General features: G+C 68.3%; 15 protein-coding genes and 2 pseudogenes. 14 read left to right on the top strand and 3 right to left on the bottom strand.

The window, feature by feature from the left end; translation table 11 throughout:
• The first annotated feature begins 24 nt into the window (after positions 1-24).
• Together RIV14_RS00600 and iolE are read left to right on the top strand one after the other, a co-directional pair.
• Positions 25-1,680 (top strand): MFS transporter, encoded by a 1,656-nt coding sequence (locus tag RIV14_RS00600; RefSeq protein ID WP_075371597.1) that lies wholly within the window; start codon positions 25-27, stop codon positions 1,678-1,680.
• Positions 1,681-1,923: 243 nt separating this feature from the next.
• Complete coding sequence (gene iolE / locus RIV14_RS00595; RefSeq protein WP_075371596.1) at positions 1,924-2,850, top strand: myo-inosose-2 dehydratase; 927 nt, start codon at positions 1,924-1,926, stop codon at positions 2,848-2,850.
• A 175-nt stretch (positions 2,851-3,025) separates the two neighbouring features.
• Here iolE and RIV14_RS00590 read toward each other — a convergent pair whose 3' ends face one another.
• Complete coding sequence (locus RIV14_RS00590) at positions 3,026-3,811, bottom strand: hypothetical protein (RefSeq protein ID WP_143224170.1); 786 nt, start codon at positions 3,809-3,811, stop codon at positions 3,026-3,028.
• Positions 3,812-4,080: 269 nt separating this feature from the next.
• Between RIV14_RS00590 and RIV14_RS00585 the strand changes: the two are divergent.
• From RIV14_RS00585 to RIV14_RS00530, 12 genes and pseudogenes are all read left to right on the top strand, one after another.
• Positions 4,081-4,224 (top strand): annotated as a pseudogene (locus RIV14_RS00585) (IS5/IS1182 family transposase); the annotation flags it as partial.
• Positions 4,225-4,316: 92 nt separating this feature from the next.
• Positions 4,317-4,574, top strand: a pseudogene (locus RIV14_RS00580) (sugar phosphate isomerase/epimerase); the annotation flags it as partial.
• A 133-nt stretch (positions 4,575-4,707) separates the two neighbouring features.
• Positions 4,708-5,481 carry a sulfite exporter TauE/SafE family protein gene (locus tag RIV14_RS00575; RefSeq protein ID WP_075371595.1) on the top strand — a complete coding sequence of 258 codons (774 nt, stop codon included), beginning with the start codon at positions 4,708-4,710 and terminating at the stop codon, positions 5,479-5,481.
• A gap of 167 nt (positions 5,482-5,648) precedes the next feature.
• The gene (locus tag RIV14_RS00570; protein WP_075371594.1) at positions 5,649-6,050 is read left to right on the top strand and encodes a hypothetical protein; all 402 of its coding nucleotides are present in this window, start codon (positions 5,649-5,651) and stop codon (positions 6,048-6,050) included.
• 21 nt (positions 6,051-6,071) lie between these two features.
• Complete coding sequence (locus RIV14_RS00565; protein ID WP_075371593.1) at positions 6,072-7,115, top strand: PepSY-associated TM helix domain-containing protein; 1,044 nt, start codon at positions 6,072-6,074, stop codon at positions 7,113-7,115.
• Positions 7,116-7,279: 164 nt separating this feature from the next.
• Positions 7,280-9,334, top strand: a complete 2,055-nt coding sequence (gene pta / locus RIV14_RS00560) for a phosphate acetyltransferase (protein ID WP_075371592.1) — start codon at positions 7,280-7,282, stop codon at positions 9,332-9,334.
• A 117-nt stretch (positions 9,335-9,451) separates the two neighbouring features.
• Complete coding sequence (locus tag RIV14_RS00555; protein ID WP_075371591.1) at positions 9,452-10,636, top strand: acetate/propionate family kinase; 1,185 nt, start codon at positions 9,452-9,454, stop codon at positions 10,634-10,636.
• A 426-nt stretch (positions 10,637-11,062) separates the two neighbouring features.
• Positions 11,063-12,139, top strand: coding sequence for an ABC transporter ATP-binding protein (locus tag RIV14_RS00550; RefSeq protein ID WP_256698969.1), 1,077 nt, complete (start codon positions 11,063-11,065; stop codon positions 12,137-12,139).
• Positions 12,136-13,059, top strand: a complete 924-nt coding sequence (locus tag RIV14_RS00545; protein ID WP_075371590.1) for an ABC transporter permease — start codon at positions 12,136-12,138, stop codon at positions 13,057-13,059. Before RIV14_RS00550 ends, RIV14_RS00545 begins: the two co-directional genes overlap by 4 nt.
• On the top strand, positions 13,056-13,946 hold the full coding sequence (locus tag RIV14_RS00540; protein WP_075371589.1) for an ABC transporter permease: 891 nt from the start codon (positions 13,056-13,058) through the stop codon (positions 13,944-13,946). The genes RIV14_RS00545 and RIV14_RS00540 overlap by 4 nt, the downstream gene beginning before the upstream one ends.
• Positions 13,943-15,268: a sensor histidine kinase gene (locus RIV14_RS00535; RefSeq protein WP_075371588.1), complete on the top strand. Its 1,326-nt coding sequence runs from the start codon at positions 13,943-13,945 to the stop codon at positions 15,266-15,268. The genes RIV14_RS00540 and RIV14_RS00535 overlap by 4 nt, the downstream gene beginning before the upstream one ends.
• On the top strand, positions 15,265-16,014 hold the full coding sequence (locus RIV14_RS00530; protein ID WP_178387808.1) for a response regulator transcription factor: 750 nt from the start codon (positions 15,265-15,267) through the stop codon (positions 16,012-16,014). The genes RIV14_RS00535 and RIV14_RS00530 overlap by 4 nt, the downstream gene beginning before the upstream one ends.
• 18 nt (positions 16,015-16,032) lie before the next feature.
• Here RIV14_RS00530 and RIV14_RS00525 read toward each other — a convergent pair whose 3' ends face one another.
• Entirely contained in the window at positions 16,033-16,515 is a 483-nt protein-coding gene (locus tag RIV14_RS00525; protein ID WP_075371587.1) for a GtrA family protein, read from the bottom strand.
• A gap of 110 nt (positions 16,516-16,625) precedes the next feature.
• Positions 16,626-17,192 (bottom strand): ribonuclease H family protein, encoded by a 567-nt coding sequence (locus tag RIV14_RS00520; RefSeq protein ID WP_070661542.1) that lies wholly within the window; start codon positions 17,190-17,192, stop codon positions 16,626-16,628.
• Positions 17,193-17,294 lie beyond the last annotated feature (102 nt).

The following is a 17,294-nucleotide window of genomic DNA, read 5'->3' as shown; positions in this document are numbered from 1 at the left end:
CGCAGGACTGAGAGGAGACCCCCTATGTCTCAGGGAGTCACGACGTCCCTGCGTGGACTCACCAGGGAAGAGCTCACCAAGGCGGTGGCCGAGACGCCGCCTTCGGGCAAGCACCGCGGCGTCGTCGCCATCGCCGCCGTGGCCACGCTCGGCTCACTGCTCTTCGGCTACGATACCGGCGTCATCTCCGGCGCCCTGCCGTACATGTACATGCCCTTCGACGCCAGGGGCCTCCAGCTGACCTCCTTCCAGGAGGGCGCCATCGGCGGCACCCTGCTGGCCGGCGCGGCGCTGGGCGCGCTGCTGGGTGGTCTCATGTCGGACCGCTGGGGCCGCCGTCACAACATCACCGTCCTGGCCTTCCTGTTCTTCGCCGGCGCGATCGGCACCACCATCGCCCCCAACGTCTGGGTCATGTACCCCTTCCGTGTCGTCCTGGGCTTCGCCGTCGGAGCCGCCTCCGCAACGGTCCCCGTCTACCTGGCGGAGACGGCCCCCAAACGCATCCGCGGCTCCATCGTGGCCATCGACCAGCTCATGATCGTCACCGGCCAGCTGCTCGCCTTCTCGATGAACGCCATCATCAACTCCCTCCAGGGCGGCCCAAGGATCACCATCGCCGAGGACCCCAGCGGGCACTTCACCCCGGGCCAGTACGTCTTCGACGAGATCGCCAAGCTCCAGGCCTCCAAGGGCGGCCCGATGAACGCGGAGCAGTACCACGCCTTCCTCGACCAGCTCAGCATCAGCGCCGGTAACGGCGAGGCCTGGCGCTACATGCTGGTCCTGTGCTCCATCCCGGCGGTGGCCCTGTGGATCGGCATCCGCCTCATGCCCGAGTCCTCGCGCTGGTACCTGGCCAAGGAGCGCCTCTACGACGCCATCGGCGCCCTTAAGCGCGTACGCGTCCCGGAGAAGGACGGCGCCATCGAGGACGAGATCATGGAGATGGTTGAGGCCCGCCAGCACGAGAAGGACGAGGAGTCCCAGCGCAAGGGCTTCAGCCACGTCATGGCCACGCCCTGGCTGCGCAAGCTGCTGCTGGTCGGCATCTTCCTGGCCGTGGTCAACCAGACCACAGGTGTCAACACCGTCATGTACTACGCCCCCAAGGTGCTGGAGTACGCCGGCATGTCCACCTCGGCCTCCATCACCGCACAGGTGGCCAACGGCGTCATGTCGGTCATCGGCTCTGCCATCGGCATCTGGCTCATCCTGAAGTTCCGGCGCCGCCAGGTCCTCATCGGCGACGTCATCGGCGTGGGCGTCACCCTGCTGGGCATCGCGGCGACCTTCCAGTTCTTCATCGCCCCGCACATGGCCAACCACACCACTCCGCCCGCCTGGGCCGCCTACCTCATCCTGGGGCTCATGTCGGTCTTCATGCTCATCGTGCAGTCCTCCAACGGCACGATCGTGTGGACGATGATGGGTGAGATCTTCCCGGCCAACGTCCGCGGCATCATGAACGGCACGGCGATCTTCTGCATGTGGACCGCCAACGCCATCATCACCTGGACCTTCCCACCCATGATGGAGACCCTGGGCGGCGGCATCACCTACACCATCTACGGCGTGCTCAACCTGGTCGTCGCCGTCGTCCTGTTCAAGATCATGCCGGAGACCAAGGACAAGTCCCTGGAGGAGATCGAGGTCGAGATGGAGAAGCTCTACTCCTGACCCCTCCCCAGCACATGCGCTCCCGGGAGGACCCGAGAAGGGCTTGTCAGGACAAAGTCCTGTTGCTAGGTTCGAGGCACGGGCCCACCGCCCGGCACCGACGCCGGCACCCTCCTCCCGGGAGCGCACCACTGGCGGACCCGAGCCGACGGCGCACCAGCCGCCAGCACTTCACCGCCGTCTCACCGCACTCATTCCACTGACCACCGCCCACCACCACCCGAGCGAGAACACGGAGCAACGATGTCCTTCACCCTCGACCCTGCAACCGCCATCTCCGACCCCCACGGCATCTCCTGGGGCATGCACCCGATCACCTGGCGCAACGACGACATCCCCGAGGTCGGCGCCTTCAACACCCTGGAGGACATGCTCCTGGACCTGGCCGACACCGGCTACGCGGGCACCGAGTGCGCCGGCTTCTTCCCGCCCAAGGAGGAGGTCAAGGCCTCCGCCGAGGCCCGCGGCATCAAGATCGTCGCCCAGTGGTTCTCCTCCTTCATCCTGCGCGACGGCGTCGAGGCCGTCATCCCCGACTTCGAGGCCACCTGCGCCTACCTGGAGTACCTGGGTGCCACTCGCGTCGTCGTCTCCGAGCAGACCGGCTCGGTCCAGGGCATCCGCGACGTCTGCATCTTCACCAACAAGCCGGTGCTCACCGAGGAGCAGTGGCCGGTGCTGGCCGAGGGCCTGGGCCGCCTGGGCGACGTCGCCCACGCCCACGGCCTGGAGCTCGTCTACCACCACCACCTGGGCACGGTCATCCAGACCAAGGAGGAGACCATCCGCCTCATGGAGCTGACCGACCCGGCCAAGGTCTCCCTCCTGTTCGACACCGGCCACGCCTACGTGGGCGACGGCGACGTCATGGGCCTGCTGGAGGCCACCATCGACCGCGTCAAGCACGTCCACTTCAAGGACGTGCGCCCCGAGAAGATGGCGGAGTCCAAGGCCGCCGAGCGCTCCTTCCTCGACTCCTTCCTGGCCGGCATGTTCACCGTCCCCGGTGACGGCACGATCGACTTCACCGTCCCCTACAAGTTCCTCGTGGACCACGGCTACTCCGACTGGATCCTGGTGGAGGCCGAGCAGGACCCGGCCATCGCCAACCCGCTGGAGTACGCCCGCAAGGCGCGCGCCTACCTTGAGGGAACCCTCTTCAAGGCCTGAGACGTCGCGGGGCTCGCGCGGACTCCTCCTCCGGGTCGGCCCCACCGGCTGACGCCTCACCTCGACGCTCCCGACCAGTGATGGTCGGGAGCGTCGTCGTTCCTGATGAATCTTCAAACATCAGACAAGAACACTCCATCAGTGTCACTTCGAATCACAAAACGTAAGACAACCCCTAATCCGAAAAAGAGTCAGCAGAAAATTGAGGAATAACATGCAGAATGTCATCAATTTCAGCATCACTCATGGCCATTACTTCAACAAGTTCAGGATTGCCAACTAGGCTCCTACCATTAAGTGCACCCCACGCAGAAAGCGGCGTATCAGTCGCACTCGGTCCAATTATATCTTTACACATCGCAACCAAAACATCGACACGAAGTCGCAGAAACGCCAAGTCTTCCCGTTCGGTCCTCTTCATTTCTTCGCCCTTCACCCGCTTATGCAACCCAAGACTCCATATCGAAACCTGCATTCTCGCAAAACGCTGAGCAACCTCTCCGGAAGCCACAGAAAATATATCCTTAGGTAAAGTAGACTCAACTTTATCAACATTATCACCAACTACTTTACTTACTTCCGGAAATTCTTGAACATACTCGGAGAACACCTCAATCCAACGACCGTATCGTTTGCGTTTTTCCTCGGCATTCCTCGTTGCATAAGAGAGAAGCTCTTCGCTGTTGGACTGCATCCTTGCTACCCTAGCTTGAGCATCGGAAGCAATATTAGCAGACTTTTCAGCCGCCTCTGCCGCTTCTTTTGAATTAGAAACCGCAGTGTCGTTTTGCCTTCTAGAAACATAGAAAGTTGCAAAAGCGCCGATCGCGGCGACCAGAAGAGCCGCAGCAGCACTAACAAGGACTTCCGAATACCCAGAACTCCCAGCGGACGAACTTACAACAACATGAATAGGGTCCACTGTAGGTGACGGCTGCGGGCTAGTGAGTGCATCGAACATAAATTAAACTATATCACACACTTCTACGTCTCGAGAACCAAACCTGACGCAGAACCCGGAATGACACACAAAAGTAGAGACGAACTGACACATATGTCACATTGAGGTTTTCTCACCGGGGGTGGTGGTGCTGGCGGCCTGAGCGGTGGGATGGTGGGGATGTGCTGATAGAGCCGGGGCGGGGTATGTCGGAGCGAGGTGCACGCGGAGCCGTGCGTCAAAGTTGTTTTCGACCAAGAAAACCTGCTCGCAAGAAAGGCCCCGCGCGGGTGTCCTATCGTGCCACTCTCGACGTACCCATCACTACTGTGCGTTCCGTCAGCGGCTGGCTGACCGCCCACCGCCGCACCCACGACACCCGCCCGCATCAGCGGGCCGCCACCACCTGGGTCCAGGCCGTCCTGGTGCTGCGGTGACTCAAGGACGGCACCGATGTGCGGGCTCTGGCCCGCGACAACGACGTCCAGGTCTGTCTGGAGCTGCAACCGCGCAACCCGGTCTTCGCGTTCCCGCCGAGGCCGAGGGCAAGGTCCCAGTGGCCTACGGCTACTGGTGCAACTCCTGGCCCCAGGATCCGGCCTGGAGGTTCGTCGCCCTCGGACTGGGGCACGACACCGACTACTGGGCCCGATTCCTGGCCACCATCACCGAGATCGACCCGGCGATGAACGTCAACATCGAGCACGAGGACGCCGAGTACGGCAACGTTGAAGGGCTCCAGATCTCCGCACGCAACCTCCTGGAGGCCGCCGCCCGGCTCTGAGCCGGCGTCGACAGCACTCACACAGGCCACCATCGACGGCGAGGACCCCACCGGCCCTCGCCGTCGACGACCATGCATTAGTCTGGACAAAGTTCAGACCACACCCTGACTCTTCTCATCGCTGAGAGGTTCCGTGCTCCCCACCTTGACCCCCACCGCCTGGATCCTGCTCGTGGTCGTGGCGGCCCTGTGCGGCATCGCCAAGACCGCCCTTCCCGGGGCGGCCACCATCGCCGTGGCCCTGTGCACGGCGGCGCTGCCGGCCAAGGAGTCCACCGGTGCCATCCTGCTCATGCTCATGACCGGCGACCTGCTGGCCGTGTGGAGCTATCGCGGCGACGCGGACTTCCGCATGCTGCGCAGGCTCGTCCCCGCGGTGCTGGCCGGCGTCGGCGCCGGCGCCCTGTTCCTGCACCTGGCCTCCAACGACTCCACTCGCCGCCTCATCGGCGCCATCTTGCTGATCCTGGTCGCCATCACGCTGTACCAGCGCCGCTCGGCCGCCAGGAACAGGTCCGCCGGCGCGCCCGAGGCGGCCCTCCCGACCCCGGCCGGCAGCCGCCTGGCTCGCCTGGTCTACGGCAGCCTGGCCGGCTTCACCACGATGGTTGCCAACGCAGGCGGCCCGGTGACCTCCATGTACTTCCTGGCCTGCCGCTACCCGGTCAAGGCCTTCCTGGGGACGACGGCCTGGTTCTTCTTCCTGGTCAACCTGGTCAAGCTGCCCTTCTCCGTCTCAACCGGCCTGGTCAACCCCACGACTCTGTCACTGGCGGCGGCCGCCGCCCCGGTCGTCATCGCCTCGGCCCTGGCCGGTCGACGCCTCGCCGAGCACATGGATCAGCGGGTCTTCGAGCCGATCATCGTCGCCCTGACCATCATCTCCGCACTGCCCCTGCTGCGCTAGCGCCGGCCATCTCCGAGACACAGCCGGAACACCCCATATTTCTCCGGTTTACAGTACAGGGCCCTCCCAGCAGTTATTTCCTTCAAAGGCGCCTGTCTGACATCACATCACCCGCCTACGACGGAGCGTTGACGCGATTTATCCTGACCGTTACCGTATTGGTCAGTATGAAGAGTACTGCGAGTATTGATTATGTTGACGTTTCGCCCGGTGGGGAGACCGGAGACGACGTCGACACTGCCGCACCCCCGACGCCCGCCCCTCTCGTTCAGGACGACGCAGCCTCTCCCCTCCTGGTCAGCGCCGATATCCACGCCGTCATGCTGGGACTGTGGGCCTCGGGCCTCAGGTGCGTCATCGTCTACGCCCTGGCTCCCGCCATAGGCGCCGCCGGCCCCCTCGCCGTCGGCACCGCCCTGGTCATCCAGGTCGCCGGCGCCGCCATCAGCGTCAGCGGCGCCCACTCCCTGTGGCGGCGGCGCGAGCGTGGATACTGCGTCTACGCCCTCATCGCGGTCCTCGCCTGCTTGTGCGCCGTGGCCGCCCTGCTGGCCCCCGCGGGGTCCTAACCCTCCCCGATGAAGACTGCCATGGATCCCACGGCCGAGCCCCTCCCCTCCCCACCCTCCCGCGCCTGCCGGGCGATGGCGCTCGTGCGCCGTTGGCTGTCAGCGGCAACCGGCTTGGGGATGCTGGTCATTACTCTCAGCGGCATGCTCCTGCCGCACCAGGCGGAGATCCTGCGCTCGTTGAACCCAACCGCCTCCACCCCCAACGCCAGCCCCGGCCAGGTCTCGTTGCCCCAGGCGGTCGAGACGATCAAGAACGGCCATCCCGACGAGCCCGTCCTGTCGGCGACGCGGAACACCGACGTCGTCGAGGTGCGGACCGAGCAGGCCATCTACGCGGTCGATTCCTCCACCGGGCACGAGATCAGCAGGGCGTCGGCGACCCCGACCTGGGTCTCCGTCCTGGACAATCTGCACCACTGCCTGCTGTCCTGCCAGGGGCCCGGCCACGTGCACTGGATGTCCCAGGAGATCCCCCACACCGGCTGGTGGGCCGGCCGCCGGGGTCTGACCGTCGGGGGGCTGGTCGTGGCCACCTCTGGCGTGGTCCTCGCGGTCCTGACCGTCAGCGGGCTGCGCACGTGGTGGCCGTTGCAGCGATATCGGCGCACCGCCCTGTCCGCCCGTTGGCGCGCCCGGCGCCTGTCCCGGGACACCGATCTGCTCAAGGCGGCTGGGCTGGTCCTCCTTCCCCTGCTGTTCCTATGGGGTTACTACGCCAGCGTGTTCAGCATCCGCCCCACCCAACCGGCTGCCTCCGTGCCCATGAGCGGATACCAGTTCCCGGCGGAGCCGACCAGCACGGGCCGGGCTCAGGACATCGGGCCGCAGCGCGCCGTCGCCGCCGCTCAGGAGGCCGGTGGTGGGCAGGCCGTCGCCCTGTTCCTTCCCCAGCCGGGAGACCCGTCGTCGACCTACACGATCTGGGTCTCGCAGGAAGAGGGGCTCACCCCCCGGCAGTCCCACAGCAACGTCACGGTAACCGTCGACCCCGGCACCGGGCGGGCGACGGTCCCCTCCACGCCCGGTCGCGGGCCGACCGCTCGGACGGGCAAGTACCTATGACACCCGTACCAGCCCCTGAGTATGTGCCCGTTCCCACATCACAAGACGGACGGAGATCGGGCCTTTGGTCGCAGATGACCCGCAGGTGGGGGCACAATCGGACCCGTACGGCACCGGAATGAGCCGGCGCCCCTGACTCCAAGACAACGCGAGAAGGACCTAACGTGGCGCGCAGTATCTACATCGCCTCACCCAACGCCGGAACCGGGAAGTCAACGGTGGCCCTCGGGCTGGTCTCCTGCCTGACCAAGGTGGTCGCCAAGGTCGGCATCTTCCGCCCCTTCGTGGAGAGCCGTGAGGGCGATGCCTTCCTCAGCCTCCTGCTGAACCGTGCCGGCTCCGCCACGCCCGCCGAGCAGTGCGTCGGCGCGACCTGGGACGAGTTCCACGCCGACCCCGAGGAGGCCCTGGCACACATCGTCGACGCCTACCGGGCCCTGGCGCGCGAGCACGACGTCGTCATCATCGACGGCTCGGACTTCACCGACGTCGCCGGTAACCCCGAGCTGGCCCTCAACGCCCGGGTGGCGGCCAACATCGGCGTCCCGGTGCTGCTGGTGGTCTCCGGTCAGCACGACGTGGAGGACGTCGTCGCCTCCGTGGAGGTCTCCATGGCCGAGATCGCCGACAACCACGCCCGCACCGTCGCGGTCGTGGCCAACAAGTGCCTGCCCGAGACCCGCCAGGCCGTCGGCGAGGCACTGAGCGCCATCGAGGGCATCACCTCCACCACGCTGCCCGAGGTGCCGCTGCTGGCGGCCCCGGTGGTGCGCGAGGTGCTCGACGCCGTCGAGGGCACTCTCATCGCCGGTGACGAGACGCTGCTCGACCGCGAGGCCGAGTCCGTCCTCGTGTGCGCCATGGACGTCTCCCACGTCCTGGAGCGCCTGACCGCGGGCCAGCTCGCCATCGTCCCGGCCGACCGCTCCGCCATGCTCATCTCCCTCATGGCGGCCCAGGCCTCCTCGAGCTTCCCGATCCTATCGGGTCTCATCCTCAACGGCGGCTTCGAGGTGGCGCCCCACGCGCTGCGCCTCCTAGAGGGGCTGGACGTCAACATCCCGGTCATCACCTCCCCGCTGGACACCTTCACCGCCGCCTCCGCGGCCGGCTCCCTGCAGGGCCTGCTCGCCCACGGCTCCGAGCGCAAGATCGACGTCGCCGTGACCACCTTCGAGCAGGAGGCCGACGTCGAGGCCCTCCTGTCGGCCCTGGAGGTCGAGCCCTCCGAGGTCGTCACCCCCATCATGTTCCAGGCCGAGCTGGTGGAGCGCTCGCGCGCCAACCGCAAGACGATCGTCCTGCCCGAGCCCGACGACGACCGGGTCCTGCGGGCCGCCGACGCCATCCTGCGCCGCGGCATCGCCGACCTGGTGCTGCTGGGCGACGAGACCACGGTGCGGGCCCGCGCCACCGAGCTGGGCCTGGACATCGCCGCCGCCCGGGTTGTCGCCACCGACGACCCCGAGCTGCTGGAGAAGTACGCCGAGGAGTTCGCCCGCCTGCGCTCCAAGAAGGGCGTCACCCTGGAGCAGGCCCGTGAGAAGGTCCAGGACGTGTCCTACTTCGGCACGATGATGGTCCACATGGGAGACGCCGACGGCATGGTCTCGGGCGCCGCCCACACCACCGCCCACACGATCGTCCCCTCCTTCCAGATCATCAAGACCAAGCCGGGAACCTCCATCGTCTCCTCGGTCTTCCTCATGCTCCTGCAGGACCGGGTGCTCGTCTACGGCGACTGCGCCGTCAACCCCGAGCCCAACGCCGCCGAACTGGCCGACATCGCCATCTCCTCGGCCGCCACGGCCCGCCAGTTCGGCGTCGAGCCGCGCGTGGCGATGCTGTCCTTCTCCACCGGGACCTCCGGCAAGGGCGCGGACGTGGACAAGGTCCGTGAGGCCACCGAGCTGGTGCGGGCAAAGGAGCCCGACCTCGCCGTCGAGGGCCCCATCCAGTACGACGCCGCCATCGACCCGACCGTGGCCGCCAAGAAGGCCCCGGACTCGCTCGTGGCCGGGCGGGCCAACGTCTTCATCTTCCCGGACCTGTCCAGCGGCAACATCGGCTACAAGGCGGTCCAGCGCTCCTCGGGCGCCATCGCCATCGGCCCGGTCCTCCAGGGTCTCAACAAGCCGGTCAACGACCTCTCGCGCGGCGCCCTGGTGGAGGACATCATCAACACCGTCGCCATCACCGCCGTCCAGGCCCAGGGCTGAGCCCTCCGGCGGCGTGGGACCGGGACCCGGCCCCACGCCGCCGAGGCTCACCCGGGACCGGCATCAGTCATCCAGTCGTCCCCGCGTTCATCCCCGACCGTTCTTGAAAGGCACCCCGTGACTCAACGCACCGTCCTCGTTATCAACTCCGGCTCCTCCTCCATCAAGTACCAGCTGGTTGACCCCGACTCGGGCGCCTCGCTCGCCTCCGGCCTGGTGGAGCGCATCGGTGAGGAGACCGGCACCATCACCCACAAGCACGGCGAGGAGCGCACCGAGATCACCGAGCCGGTCCCCGACCACGGCTTCGGCCTGTCCGAGGTGCTGCGCCTGTTCGAGGAGCAGGGCCCCTCGCTGGCCGACGCCCACATCGTGGCCGTGGGCCACCGGGTCGTCCAGGGCGGGCGCTACTTCTCCGGCCCGGCCCTCATCGACGACGAGGTCGTGGCCCGGATCGAGCAGCTCGTGCCGCTGGGCCCGCTGCACAACCCCGCCCACCTCAAGGGCATCGAGGTGGGGCGCCGCCTCCTGTCCGACGTGCCGCACGTGGCCGTCTTCGACACCGCCTTCTTCCAGGACCTGCCCGAGGAGGCCGCCCGCTACGCCCTGGACCGCGAGGTCGCCGACACCTACTCCATCCGCCGCTACGGGGCTCACGGCACCAGCCACCAGTTCGTCTCCGGGGCGGTCTCGCAGCTCCTGGGGCGCGATGACCTCAAGCAGGTCGTCCTGCACCTGGGCAACGGGGCCTCGGCCTCGGCAGTCGTGGCCGGGCACGCCGTGGACACCTCCATGGGCCTGACCCCGCTGGAGGGCCTGGTCATGGGTGGGCGCACCGGCGACATCGACCCGGCCGCCGTCTTCCACCTGGCGCGGGTGGCCGGCATGTCCATCGACGAGATCGACCACCTGTTCAACCGCGGCTCGGGCATGAAGGGCCTGGCCGGGGACAACGACATGCGCGAGGTGTGGAAGCGCATCGGTGCGGGTGAGCAGGAGGCCCGCGAGGCCATGGACATCTACCTGCACCGCCTCGTGAAGTACGTGGGCGCCTACACCGCCGTCATGGGCGGCCTGGACGCCCTGACCTTCACCGCAGGTATCGGTGAGAACGACGCCGACCTGCGCCGTGAGCTCGGCGAGCGCCTGAGCTTCATGGGTGTCAAGATCGACCAGGGGGTCAACGAGACCCGCTCCGGCGAGCCACGCGTCATCTCCACCCCGGACTCGAAGGTCACGGTGCTCGTGGTGCCCACCAACGAGGAGCTCGCCATCGCGCGCCAGGCACTCACCCTCATCTGAGCCGCTCCCGGTAGTGCGCACAAGAGTCTGACGCCCAGCACTGCCGGACCCAGGCATCACCGCGGTGCCGCAGCCGCCACCACCCAGGGGAGGCTGCGGCACCGTCGCGTTCGTACCTTATGCCTCGCGTTCGGGGGTTCAGAGTACGAACGCGAGGACTACCCTACGAACGCGAGGCGCTCACCCAAGGGCGAGCCCGGAGGCCATCGTTCAACGCCGGCCCCAGCTCCGGCCCCCTCGGCACTTCCGAAGCGGGCAGACACGGGAGACCGTCCCCCAGGGGGGACAAACGGGCCGACGGCGGTGCGCGCGCCTCCTGCCGGGGGCTTCCATGGAGTCATGAGCAACGCACCTGTCACCGCACCGATCAACCGCACACCAAGGCCTCCCGCTCCATCAACAACACCCCTGCCCCAGACCGCAGCCATGAACGGGGGCGTGCCGGTCCCCGTACCGGCTCAGCAGCCGGCCGCGCCCTTCATTCCGGCCCCAGCAGCCCCCAGCGCCGTGCCCGCCCCAGCTGCGTTCGGCGCCGTGCCCGCCCCAGCCGTCCCCTCTCCCGCCGAGGGGCTCGTCGTGGTCACTGAGGGGCTGACCCGCACCTACAACGGCGTCAACGCCGTCGACGGCTTGAACCTGTCCGTGCCCGCCGGCGGTATCTACGGCTTTCTGGGCCCCAACGGCGCCGGCAAGTCCACCACGATGAAGCTCCTGCTGGGACTGACCCGCCCGACGTCGGGCAGCATGAGTGTCCTGGGACGCCCGGTCAGCCAGCGCCACCCCCTGCCGCCGGGCACGATCGGCTCCCTCATCGAGGGCCCCTCCTACTACCCGAGCCTGACCGGCAAGGAGAACCTGGCCATGGTGGCCTCCTACCTGGGGCTGGCCTCCAACCGCGTCCAGCACGCCCTGGCCACCGTTAACCTCATCGGGCAGGAGAACAAGCAGGTCAAGCACTACTCCATGGGCATGAAGCAGCGCCTGGGACTGGCCATGGCGCTGTTGTCGAACCCGGCCCTCATGCTCCTGGACGAGCCAACCAACGGGCTCGACCCCGCCGGGGTGGCCGAGATCCGCCAGCTCATCGTCACCCTGGCCCGCCAGGAGGGCGTGACGATCATCGTCTCCTCCCACATCCTGTCCGAGATCGAGCAGATGGCCGACACCGTCGGCATCATCTGCGCCGGACGCCTGCGCTATCAGGGCACCCTGGCCGGGCTGCGCGACGAGGGGGTCATCGAGCTGCTCGTCTCCTCGCCCACGGCCGTCGCCGCGCTCCTGACCTCCCTCGGGGTGGCCCACGAGGTGCGGGACGGCGCCGTGCGCACCCCCATGATGCCCGACGACGTCGTCGGCGAGCTCATCACCCGCATCGTCTCCTCCGGGACAACCGTCTACCGGGTCCAGACCGTGCGCAAGACCCTCGAGCAGGCCTTCCTGGAGCTGACCGAGCCGGTCCTGGCCACCCAGCCGCCCCTCGCCTCTCAGGAGATGAACCGATGAGCACCCCAGTGAGCACAGCGGGCCCGGCGGCCACCATGGTCGCGCAGCCAGCACTACCGACACAGCACCTGACGCAGCACCCGACACAGTCTCCGACGACGTCGGCACAGCCGCGCACACTCCCCCTCTCCCCGCTCCGCCGGGCGTGGACCACTCTGACCCTCGAGCTGGGCAAGCTGCGCCGCAAGCGCTACTGGCTCATCGCCGCCAGCGCCACCGCCGTGTGCCTGGCATGGTCCAGCATGCTCATCACCCAGCGGGCGAGCGGCCCGGTTGGCGCACGCCACGCCACGCTTGCCCTGGACGAGTTCATCCAGATCATCGCCTTCCTCATGCCCCTCATCACCGCGATCCTGGCCTCACGCATCGTCACCGTGGACACCGAGGAGCGCATGGGCCAGCTGATGACGGCGCTGGGGCAAAGCCCCCTGACCCGCTACCGAGGCAAGCTGGTGGTCGTGATCCTCACGGTCCTGTGCATGGAGATGACCCTCTTCGCACTTGTCACCGTGCTGGCCGGCCCGATCGGGCTGACCGTCACCGGCTCCTACTGGAGCACACTGCCTCCCGCCCTCGCGGTGGCGGCGTGCTCAACGCTGGCCATCTCCGCGGTCCAGCTGACGCTGTCCACCTGCTTCGACAAGCAGAGCGTCAGCCTGGGTGCGGCAGCCATCGGCGGCCTCATCGCCGAGAGCCTGCCCTACGCCTACCTCGGGAAGTTCTCATGGCTGCTGCCCTGGGGCATCGTTCCCGCAGCCACCCCCATTGACACGGTCGCCTCCCGCACGTCCATGCGGGAGAACGGCGACATGACGCTCGTGTCCCACCCGTGGACCCTGGCGGCGCTCGCCGCGCTGGTCGCGGTCGGGTGGACCGTCGCCGCCCGCCTCGTTATCGTCCACCAGGAGAATCACCGATGAGCACCACCGCCCCCGCACGCCCCGCTGCAGGCCGGCCCCTCCGGCCCGCTCAGCACCCGTCAGCGCTCCCCGGCCCCTCCGGCCCGTCCACGACGCCGCAGCCGGCCGGCCTGAGCCGGTCTGCTCCGCCCGCTCCCCGGTCCCGCCCGTCGGTGCGAGCCGCCTGGTACTGGGAGAACCGCAAGTCCCCCAACCGGTGGTACTGGGTCGCCGTCACCATCCTGTGCTCCCTGGGCTCTCTGTCCGGCTACCTGCAGTACCGCACCTACCGCAGCCAGTTCGAGGCCCAGGGCGTCACCTGGGAGATCACGTGGTCCCAGTCCACGCTCCTGCTCTCGATGGTGTTCATGCCGCTGGCGCTGGGTGCCTTCGCCGCACAGATCGCCAGCAGTGAGCACCAGGGAAAGAACTGGCAGCGGATGAGCGCCACCGGCCTGGAGACCACCATGGTCGCGGGCAAGCTGCTGCACGGCCTTCAGGTCGCGGTCCTCACCACCGCGGTCCTGGTTCTGACCATCGCGGTGGCGGGCCTCGCCTCGGGCTTCAGCCTGGTGGGCCTGGTCGCCTACCTGCCGCGCTTCGCCGTCGTCGCGCTGGGAATGTGGGTCATCCTCACCTTCGTCACCTGGCTGGGTGCGATCATGAGGTCCTTCGCCACCACGATGACCACGGTGCTGCTGAGCACCATCGCGGGGATGGCGATGCTTCTCGTGGCACGGCCGCTGAGCGTCCTCAACCCCGCAGCCTCACTGACCCGAGCCACGTCGGCCCTGAGCCCGGGCTACGTGACCTCACCGGGCGCCATAGCATTCGAGGGCGTCATCTGCCTGGTGTGGGTGGTCCTGCTGGTCCTGGCTCTGCGCCGAGCAGTGAGGCGCCAGTCATGAGCCACGTTCCCGCAGCGCCCGACCCGGCACACGTCTCCCGGGTCCCACGCACCCTCCTGGACCGGGTGGCTCAGTGGTGGCGCACCAGCACCCTGACCCTGTGGGCGGTGGCCGGGGCCGCGGGCCTCTTCCAGCTGATGGTGCTCAACGTGGCCTCGTACACCTACCCGCACCTGCCCCTGCGGGGTTGGGTCATCGTCGCCCTGCTGCTCGCCGGATCGCTGCTGGCCCGACGCCGCTGGCCCCTGGCCGTCGTCACCGCCACGAGCCTGGCCTCGGCCGCCGTCGACCTGTGGGGGCCGCGCGGTGGACTCAACCTGCTGTCCATGCTGGCTCTCTACGCCCTGCTCGTGATCGCCCCCACCCGTGACCGACTCATCGGCTTCAGCACCTGCGCACTGTGCACCCTCGTCCCCACGGCACTGGCCAAGTGGCCGCAGGTGAGCGCATTGACCCCTGATTTCCTCGCCCTGGTCCTCGTGCTCGCGATGGCCTCGATCTCCCGCTCACGCCGGGAGGCCCTGGAGCACGGGGACGCCCAGCTCGCGGCGCAGTCCGCCGAGCAGCGGCTGGTCGCTCAACGTGACGCCGCCCGCCACCAGGCCCGGGTGGCGGCCGAGCTCCACGACTCCGTAGGCCACGCCCTGACCGCGATCATCGCCCTGTCCGAGGGGATGCAGGGGGCCAGCGGCAGCCCGCAGACCGATGAGGCCATCGACATGATGAACACCCTGGCCCGCGAGGGCCTGGCGGACACCCGACGCGCCGTCGCCTCGCTCCAGACGACACCAGGCCCCTCCCCCGACGACGCCGCTGACGCCACCGAGCCCCCGACCAGCCAGGTCGCAGCACACCCGCAGCCCCCCGGGGGCGCACCCGGATGGGACCGACTCACCGACCTGCTGACCACGGTGAGAGCCACCGGCATCAGCGCGGCCCTCACCGAGACCGGCAGGCGCCCCCTCGACGCAGCAAGCAGTCGGGTCCTCGGGGAGGTCGTCTATGTCGTCGTCCGGGAGGCCCTGACCAACGTCATGCGCCACGCCGAGGGCGCCACGCGCGTCGTCGTCTCCCTGGACCACGACCAGGCCGCCACCCGGATCACCGTGTCCGACGACGGTCGCGGCGCTCAGCCAGGCCGTAAAGACAGCTCCCCGGGCTCAACTCAGGCGCCGCCGGCGGCCGGCCACGGACTGGCCAACCTGGCTGCCGCGGTCGGTGAGCACGGCGGCACACTGTCCGCCGGCCCCACAGCCGATGAGGGCGCATCCGGCTGGGTGCTGCACGCTCTCGTCCCCTTCCCGGAAGGCACGCCGCGATGAGCCCGTCCACCTCCGGCCCCGCGTCCTCCCCCACCGCCTCCAGGCCGGACGCCGGAAGCTCATCGAGCGGCCTCAGGCCGATCACGGTGATGATCGTCGATGACCAGCGAGCCACCCGCATGGGCCTGTCCCTCATCATCAACCGGGCCGACGACCTGCAGGTCACAGCTGAGGCCGTCCACGGCCAGGACGCCCTCGACCAGCTCGCCGCCCTGCTTGAGGAGCGCCGGCCGCTTCCCGACGTCGTCCTCATGGACGTGCGCATGCCGGTGCTCAACGGGATCGATACCACCGCCCGCATCTCCCAGCTCTACCCCTCGATCCGGGTCCTGGTGCTGACCACCTACGACCAGGACGAGTTTGCCTTCGGGGCGCTGTCGGCCGGTGCCTCAGGATTCCTGCTCAAGGACACCCGCACGGCCGAGCTCCACCAGGCGCTGCGGGCGGTCAGCTCCGGGGACGCGATCCTCACTCCGCGCATCACCCGCGAGCTGCTCAACCGGCACATGCTCAGCCCCGTGGCCTCACCCCGTCAGCGCGCGGCACGCCAGCGCCTCGACGATCTCAGCCCCCGCGAGCGCGAGGTGGCCGACCTGGTGGCCCAGGGACTGACGAACGCGGAGATCGCTCAGCGCCTCGTCCTGGCCCCGGACTCGGTCAAGAAGAACGTCACCCGGATCCTGACCAAGCTGGACCTGCGTGACCGGGTCCAGCTCGTCATCCTCATGCGCGACGCCCAGTCCTGAGCCTGCGCGCCCGCCTCCTCAGGCCGCGGTGGCCAGGGCCGGGGCCAGAACCGGCTGCGGCGCCGGGGCCCGGTAGACGAGGCGGGACTGGGCCAGGTAGTTGACGACGAAGAGCGTGGAGTCGACGAGCACCTTGGCCAGCCACAGGGGCGCGCCGGCGCCGGTGAGAACTGAGATGCCGGCGTAGGAGGTCGCCGCGACCCCGCCCTGGACCGCCGCGTAGCCGCCGGCCGAGCGCCAGAAGGTCTCCGGGACGGCCCCGAACAGACGCCGGTTGAGCAGGAAGCCCAGGGTGCAGGAGACGATCCGGGCTCCGACGACGGCGTAGAGGACCGAGCCGGTCAACGAGTTGAGGATGAGGACCAGCGCGTAGTCGACGCTCCAGCCGGTGAAGGACACGGCGGCGAAGAGGACGACCGTGGGAACCCGGCGGCGCAGGCCGGCCAGGCGGCCCAGGATCGTCGGGCGGGCAGCAGGGAGGGTGGGGCTCGTCGTCGTCATGGCAGCAAGCCTCGCCGGAGGTCTTATGCCACGTGTTTGACGGACCTGTGCCGTTTCTGTGAGAGACGCTCACCGAGGCCCTGTGGACTGTGCGCCCCGATCCTCAGCCTTCAGAACAGGGCGTCGGTCTGAGGCTCGGCGGGTGCGCTCGACGACGCCGCACTCGGCGCCTGCTGCGCCTCCCGGTTCCCCGGTGCCAGGCCGCCGCGGGTCCAGCCCGGTCCTGCGGGCACCGGGCGGCCCTGCTGGAAGGCGGTGGCGGCGCCGCGGGCCCGGGAGTCGGCGGCCTCGTTCATGGGGTGGCCGACGTGCCCGCGCACCCACTCGAAGCGCACGGTGCGACCCGCGAGCGCGGCGTCGAGGTCCTTGACGAGATCAGCGTTGAGGACGGGTTTGCCGTCGGCCTTGCGCCAGCCGCGCTTCTTCCAGCCGTGACGCCACTTGGTCAGGGAGTTGATGACGTACTGGGAGTCGCACTGGATGAGGAGCTCCTCGCCGGCGAGCCCGGCGGCCTCGGTGGCCCGCAGGAGCTCCAGGACGGCGGTGAGCTCGCCGCGGTTGTTGGTCGAGCTCTCCCAGCCTCCGGCGGCCCAGCAGTCGTCATCCACGTACCAGGCCCAGCCGGCCGGTCCCGGGTTGCCCAGGGAGGAGCCGTCGGCAGCAGCAGTCAGCGTCATGGAGAGCACTCTACCCAGCCTCCCCGGTGCACCCCGGACAGGTTCAACCTCCCGTGCCGTGATCGGCGCCATGCTAACCTGCCGCACAGCAAGAATGATCTT

The sequence above is a fragment of the Actinomyces acetigenes genome (genome assembly GCF_031296635.1).
GTDB classification, from domain to species: Bacteria; Actinomycetota; Actinomycetes; order Actinomycetales; family Actinomycetaceae; genus Actinomyces; species Actinomyces acetigenes.
Note: the sequence above shows the minus strand (reverse complement) of the source record. Positions and strands in the feature narration are given on the sequence as shown.